Here is a 6051-nt window from a genome sequence, read left to right as displayed (position 1 = left end):
GGGCGCTAATAAATCATTAAGCACATTATTTGATGTAGCCTTTGCAGGGGCTATTAATAATGTCACTAATAGCAAAAACAAAAAGCGCATTAATGTAATACCTCATCCATCCAGTTAAAATAAGCCAAGTTCCCGGTTGTTATGTCAATAACTTGTATCTCAGGTACTTCGTAGCTATGCATCGCTTTTATAGTTAAAAACACATCGTTCATTTTCTCTGTTTTGGTTTTAACTAGCATTTTAACTTCTATCATTTCTTTTACCTCACCCTCCCACATATAAATAGAAGACATTGCTGGTAAAATATTGACACACGCGGCCAGCTTTTTTTCTACCAAAGCTTTACCAAGCATGCGTGCTTCATCCTCGTTTTTACAGGTAGTAAAAATTAATTTAAATTGTGTATTCATTATGAACCTTTACTTGTTGAACGATGTCTAGCTTCATAGTATCTGATAGGTAAGCCAATGTGTAGAAATCCAGTTAAATGACACTACCTACGCATTAACCTTGAAAAGAGACCTATTAACCCTCACTTATATTTCATCAACTCTTACGAGTACCTTATTTAGAGAGCATTATGTTTAGATTTTTATTTGTGTTGTTTATTATCATCCCTATTATCGAAATCGCCTTGTTAATTCAAGTAAGCGACGTAATAGGGGGTGTAGCGACTATTGCACTAGTGGTTATTACCGCAATTTTAGGCGCTAAGATGGTGAAACAACAAGGTATGGGCGCGCTTCAAAATGCGCAAACGCAAATGGCGCAAGGCCAGATGCCTGCTAAAGAATTATTCACGGGAATATGCGTTATTATTGCCGGTGTACTATTGTTAACGCCAGGCATCATGACTGACGTTTTTGGCTTACTTTTATTAACCCCTGCAATTCGTAATAAATTAGCTGCAGGCCTTGCAAGTCAGGCAACCGTGAGAATGAGTGCGGGCATGCAACAAGGTCCTTCCCCATACGCGCAACAACCGCACTCAATGCGTGACCAGCAACAAACCGAACAACCAACAACCATTGATGGTGAGTTTGAACGAAAAGATTAAAAATTTATCATTTTTTCTCTTGGAATTTTTTACTCTACCCCCATTAATGAATGCAAATTAGAAAAGCTTTTTTCTGTACTGTTCAGAAACTGTTAGGAGAACTAAAAAACATGAACATTCGTCCTTTACAAGATCGCGTAATCGTTAAACGTCTAGAAGAAGAAACAAAATCTGCTGGCGGTATTGTATTAACTGGCTCTGCAGCTGAAAAATCAACTCGCGGAGAAGTAGTAGCCGTAGGTAATGGTCGTATTTTAGATAACGGTGACGTTAGAGCTTTAGAAGTAAAAGCCGGTGACACTGTGTTATTTGGCTCATATGTTGAGAAAACTGAAAAGATCGAAGGTCAAGAGTACCTGATCATGCGTGAAGACAACATTTTAGGCATTGTAGGCTAAGCCTACTTTTCGTTTAACACACATTTAAGAATTTAGAGGAATTTAAAAAATGGCAGCTAAAGAAGTACTTTTTGCAGGTGACGCACGCGCTAAAATGCTAACTGGCGTAAACATCCTAGCAAACGCAGTTAAAGTTACATTAGGTCCTAAAGGCCGTAACGTTGTACTAGACAAATCGTTTGGCTCTCCAGTGATCACTAAAGATGGTGTATCTGTAGCAAAAGAAATCGAACTTGAAGATAAGTTTGAAAACATGGGCGCGCAAATGGTTAAAGAAGTTGCATCTAAAGCAAATGATGCAGCCGGCGATGGTACAACTACCGCTACAGTACTTGCACAGTCTATTGTTAATGAAGGCCTTAAAGCGGTTGCTGCAGGCATGAACCCAATGGACCTTAAACGTGGTATTGATAAAGCAATCATTGCTGCTGTTGCAGAGCTTAAGGCGCTTTCTGTTCCTTGTGCTGATACTAAAGCTATTGCTCAAGTAGGTACTATTTCAGCTAACTCTGATAAAGAAATTGGCGACATCATTGCAGAAGCAATGGAAAAAGTAGGCCGTAATACAGGTGTTATTACTGTTGAAGAAGGTCAATCACTAGAGAACGAACTAGATGTTGTAGAAGGCATGCAGTTTGACCGTGGTTACCTATCTCCTTACTTCATTAACAACGCTGAAAAAGGCGCAGTTGAATTAGATAACCCATTTATTCTACTTGTAGATAAAAAAGTATCTAACATTCGTGAGCTACTACCTACATTAGAAGCAGTTGCTAAAGCAAGCAAGCCACTATTAATCATTGCTGAAGATCTTGAGGGCGAAGCACTTGCAACGCTTGTAGTTAACAACATGCGCGGCATTGTTAAGGTATCAGCGGTTAAAGCTCCTGGTTTTGGCGACCGTCGTAAAGCGATGTTACAAGATATCGCCGTATTAACTGGCGGTACTGTTATTTCTGAAGAAATTGGCCTTGAGCTTGAAAAAGCAACAGTTGAAGACCTAGGTACAGCTAAGCGCGTTGTTATCACTAAAGACGATACAACTATCATCGATGGTGCTGGCGAAGAAGAAGGCATTACCGGTCGTGTTTCTCAAATTAAAGCACAAATTGAAGAAGCAACATCAGACTACGATAAAGAAAAACTACAAGAGCGTATGGCTAAACTTGCCGGCGGTGTTGCAGTAATTAAAGTAGGCGCAGCAACTGAAATTGAAATGAAAGAGAAAAAAGACCGTGTTGAAGATGCATTACATGCAACTCGTGCAGCGGTTGAAGAAGGCGTAGTACCGGGTGGCGGTGTTGCTCTAGTACGTGCAGCTAGCAAGCTAGTTGAACTACTTGGCGATAACGAAGATCAAAACCACGGTGTTAAAGTTGCCCTTCGTGCGATGGAAGCACCTCTTCGTCAAATCGTAACTAACGCGGGTGACGAAGCATCTGTTGTTATTAACGCTGTTAAAGGTGGCGAAGGTAACTACGGTTACAACGCAGCAACTGGCGAATACAATGACATGATTGAAATGGGTATCCTAGATCCAACTAAAGTAACGCGCTCTGCACTACAATTTGCAGGGTCTATTGCGGGTCTAATGATCACAACTGAAGCAATGGTTGCTGAAATCCCTAAAGAAGAAGCTGCTGGTGCGCCTGATATGGGTGGCATGGGCGGAATGGGTGGCATGGGCGGCATGATGTAATCATCACCGTTTAAGCACCTATCTTATATAAAACCCAGCCTCGGCTGGGTTTTTACTTTTTAGTACTTTTTTATTGTTATTGTTCAATTTACCCCCAAATAGTAATAACGTATAAATTAAAAAACCACACCATGGACATACTTAACAGTAATGGAATTACTTTCATCGCAGTGCTTTTAACCCTAATATCTGCATTGCTGCTTTTAATAGTTTGCCTTTTTTTAAAAATGATTACTTGGGGTAAAAGTATGTCGACAGGGGCATATTTATTTTTAGCTTTTTTTCCGCTTATTTCCCTGATGCCTATTCCTCCACCTACCTACGAAAATGTTCAAAAGGCGAAGCAAGAGCAAAGAAAACGTAAGGAAGACTCAGGCGAACCGCCGGATGAAGAAATGGAATAAATGATTACGTTTATTAGCTAACAATAGACAAGTGCTTGCGAAACGCTGTACATTTATTATTAATAATTTATGAAGTTAATTACTAAATGCAGCAACGTAAAAAATTTAAGAACCCTTACATAGGGCTAAGAAAAGAGGATTTTGTTGAGTTAGTTGGTAGTGAAAAAGAATTACTTACGGCCGAAATTGAACTGGCCGACAGTAAAGGTGAGTCACTCGCTTACTTTAGAATCGATGGCGATTTTTTCTATGATGATATTTATTATTCGGCTGATATATTAGTTCCGAAAACACACTGGTTAAGCTCTCACGATGTAAATAAAAAAAAACTCTGGATTGCTGTTATTTACAACGTACCTTACGGTGAGTATTTAGATGCAGAGTTTGATTTTAACAAAGTTGATGACCCTAACTTTGGGGTAGTAAAACCTGTATTGGTTAGTGAGCTCAATGAAAGCGAGCTCGCCTATGAAAAAGTAAAACGCCTAGAGATGTTTGCTAATATCGAAAAAGCAGCGACTGAAGATAAACTCCTTCAAACAGAAAAAGATCTCATTCTGACCAAGCTTTTAAGCAAAGTGACTAAACACTAATCTAATGAAAGTCAGTTTAACAGCTGTCTCACTATGCTAAATAAATCGGAGGGTAGCATACCTCGCTGCCCGTCTCGCTCACTGGCGATATCACCGGCTTTAGCGTGCAGTGTTTCGCCATATCGCGCTGCTTCATCAATATTTAAACCTTGAGCCAGTAAGGCGCCAATAATACCAGTGAGTACATCGCCACTACCACCAACGGCCAGTGCTGCGTTACCGTCTTCACACACCCACGTATTCTCAGCATTATCAATTAATGTTCCGGCTCCTTTTAATACGCAAGTAGCGTTATAGCGCTTAGCACACAGTCGAGCATTCTCAAACCTATTTGACTCAACATCCACAATAGTTTTACTTAATAGCCTGGATGCTTCTCCTGGGTGCGGTGTAAGTACACATTGCTTTAATGTGTACGATGAGGCTTGCTTGGCTAATAAATTTAGCGCATCGGCATCAATAACCAGTGGCATGTTATTAGTTTGGCAGTAATATATAACCTCCTCAAAGGTTTTTTGTGCCCATTCATCCTGCCCCAGACCTTGCCCTATTACTACGCAGCTAGCCCACTCAAGCGCTTTTTTTAGATTAGTACTGGTTACCATTAATTCTGGCCTACCAATGCTTACAGGCACTACAGAACTTGAATGTGTATACACTTTTATCATACCCGTACCTGCTCTAAGTGCGGCCTCGCTGGATAATCTAATTGCGCCAGCCGTCCCCTCATTACCACCTACACAGTGGAGTTTACCATGAGTTCCTTTATGGCTATTTAGGTTACGGGCACCAAGCTTTTTAAAGCTCTTAATATTTATAAGTGTGCCGCTTGAAGTAGCGAGCTCAAAAAATGCAGGTCCAATATTTAGATCGTCAAATATTAACTCCCCGCAATGTTGTTTACCTATAGCCGTTGTTAGCCCATGCTTAATACCAACAAAGGTTATTGTTTTACTTGCTTGTATAGCAATACCTAAAGGTTGGCCAGTATCTGCGCTGATACCTGAGGGTACATCTATACTCAATACAGGTTTATTACTGGCGTTAATTTCATTAATAATTTTAGCAAAATTATCGCGAACCGAGCTTGTGATCCCTGTACCTAGCATTGCATCTATAATTAAATCACTTCGGTTTAATAACTCACTCGTATAAGCATTAACTTCACCACCTTCATCACGCCATAACTTAAACGCTTTTGCAGCATCTCCTGTTAGTGCTTTTTCAGGGTTAACGGCACACAAAGTTACTCGCTTACCCGCTTGCTTAATTAGGCTCGCGGTAATATAAGCGTCCCCAGCGTTATTACCATGTCCTACAACAACTAACGTATGCTCTGCATTAAAGTCTTGCCAAGCGTTGAATGCAGCGTGCCCAGCGCGCTGCATGAGGGTAAATAACTCACAATGGCTATTTTTAGCAGCCAGTGCCTCGTTATCCCTAACTTCTTTTGCAGTAAATATTAGTTTATTTAGCATGAAGACCCCTCCAATAAGTGACACCCTACCTTATCAAATACACATATCAAGCGGCTAGTTTTGTGAGCTTTTAATCGAGGTAAGTTCGTTAATTAAAACGCACTAAAGATCACATATTTATCCGGGTCAGATAACTGAAAAATGATCACTTTTGTTCAGGTATTAAAAGCTTAAACGCTAAATATTACCCATTGAACGTTGCTACAAAGCACCTACGCCTGAGGTAAGAGCGCCACCTTAACGTGAGGCAAATTGCAGGCATTAAAAAACCCGAGACTAAGCTCGGGTTTTTTTAGCATTAATTAACTTAAACGTTAACTATTACTCGTTGAGCGTTGCTACAAAGCACCTACGCCTAAGGTAAGAGCGCCACCTTCACGTGAGGCAAATTGCAGGCATTAAAAAACCCGAGACTAAGCTCG

Annotated in this window: 7 protein-coding genes; 5 read left to right on the top strand and 2 right to left on the bottom strand. The window is 40.4% G+C overall.

Annotation, left to right across the window (positions count from 1 at the left end; all coding sequences use genetic code 11):
- Positions 1 to 89: 89 nt before the first annotated feature.
- Positions 90 to 410 (bottom strand): divalent-cation tolerance protein CutA, encoded by a 321-nt coding sequence (gene cutA / locus BCG07_RS01470; protein WP_286888221.1) that lies wholly within the window; start codon positions 408 to 410, stop codon positions 90 to 92.
- Between the two features lie 170 nt (positions 411 to 580).
- Here cutA and BCG07_RS01465 point away from each other — a divergent pair, with 170 nt between their 5' ends.
- The 5 genes from BCG07_RS01465 to BCG07_RS01445 all read left to right on the top strand — a co-directional run bounded on the left by BCG07_RS01465 (position 581) and on the right by BCG07_RS01445 (position 4151).
- A complete protein-coding gene (locus BCG07_RS01465; protein ID WP_006791251.1) occupies positions 581 to 1057 on the top strand; it encodes an FxsA family protein in 477 nt (158 codons plus the stop codon).
- A gap of 110 nt (positions 1058 to 1167) precedes the next feature.
- Entirely contained in the window at positions 1168 to 1455 is a 288-nt protein-coding gene (locus tag BCG07_RS01460; protein WP_006791252.1) for a co-chaperone GroES, read from the top strand.
- Positions 1456 to 1504: 49 nt separating this feature from the next.
- Positions 1505 to 3154, top strand: coding sequence for a chaperonin GroEL (groL, locus tag BCG07_RS01455; protein WP_006791253.1), 1650 nt, complete (start codon positions 1505 to 1507; stop codon positions 3152 to 3154).
- Positions 3155 to 3402: 248 nt separating this feature from the next.
- A complete protein-coding gene (locus BCG07_RS01450) occupies positions 3403 to 3558 on the top strand; it encodes a hypothetical protein (RefSeq protein WP_286888219.1) in 156 nt (51 codons plus the stop codon).
- Positions 3559 to 3644: 86 nt separating this feature from the next.
- Complete coding sequence (locus BCG07_RS01445; protein WP_286888217.1) at positions 3645 to 4151, top strand: hypothetical protein; 507 nt, start codon at positions 3645 to 3647, stop codon at positions 4149 to 4151.
- A gap of 11 nt (positions 4152 to 4162) precedes the next feature.
- Here BCG07_RS01445 and BCG07_RS01440 read toward each other — a convergent pair whose 3' ends face one another.
- Positions 4163 to 5629 (bottom strand): NAD(P)H-hydrate dehydratase, encoded by a 1467-nt coding sequence (locus BCG07_RS01440; protein WP_286888216.1) that lies wholly within the window; start codon positions 5627 to 5629, stop codon positions 4163 to 4165.
- Positions 5630 to 6051: the final 422 nt, after the last annotated feature.

Source organism: Pseudoalteromonas sp. ESRF-bin5 (assembly GCF_002632075.1).
Lineage (GTDB): Bacteria > Pseudomonadota > Gammaproteobacteria > Enterobacterales > Alteromonadaceae > Pseudoalteromonas > Pseudoalteromonas marina.
This window is presented reverse-complemented; position numbering and strand designations above follow the sequence as displayed.

Bases quoted from the DNA above. Each gene is read 5' to 3' on its own strand.
- cutA (WP_286888221.1), bottom strand. From the start codon at position 410: ATGAATACACAATTTAAATTAATTTTTACTACCTGTAAAAACGAGGAT.
- groL (WP_006791253.1), top strand. From the start codon at position 1,505: ATGGCAGCTAAAGAAGTACTTTTTGCAGGTGACGCACGCGCTAAAATG.
- BCG07_RS01465 (WP_006791251.1), top strand. From the start codon at position 581: ATGTTTAGATTTTTATTTGTGTTGTTTATTATCATCCCTATTATCGAA.
- BCG07_RS01460 (WP_006791252.1), top strand. From the start codon at position 1,168: ATGAACATTCGTCCTTTACAAGATCGCGTAATCGTTAAACGTCTAGAA.
- BCG07_RS01440 (WP_286888216.1), bottom strand. From the start codon at position 5,629: ATGCTAAATAAACTAATATTTACTGCAAAAGAAGTTAGGGATAACGAG.
- BCG07_RS01445 (WP_286888217.1), top strand. From the start codon at position 3,645: ATGCAGCAACGTAAAAAATTTAAGAACCCTTACATAGGGCTAAGAAAA.
- BCG07_RS01450 (WP_286888219.1), top strand. From the start codon at position 3,403: ATGTCGACAGGGGCATATTTATTTTTAGCTTTTTTTCCGCTTATTTCC.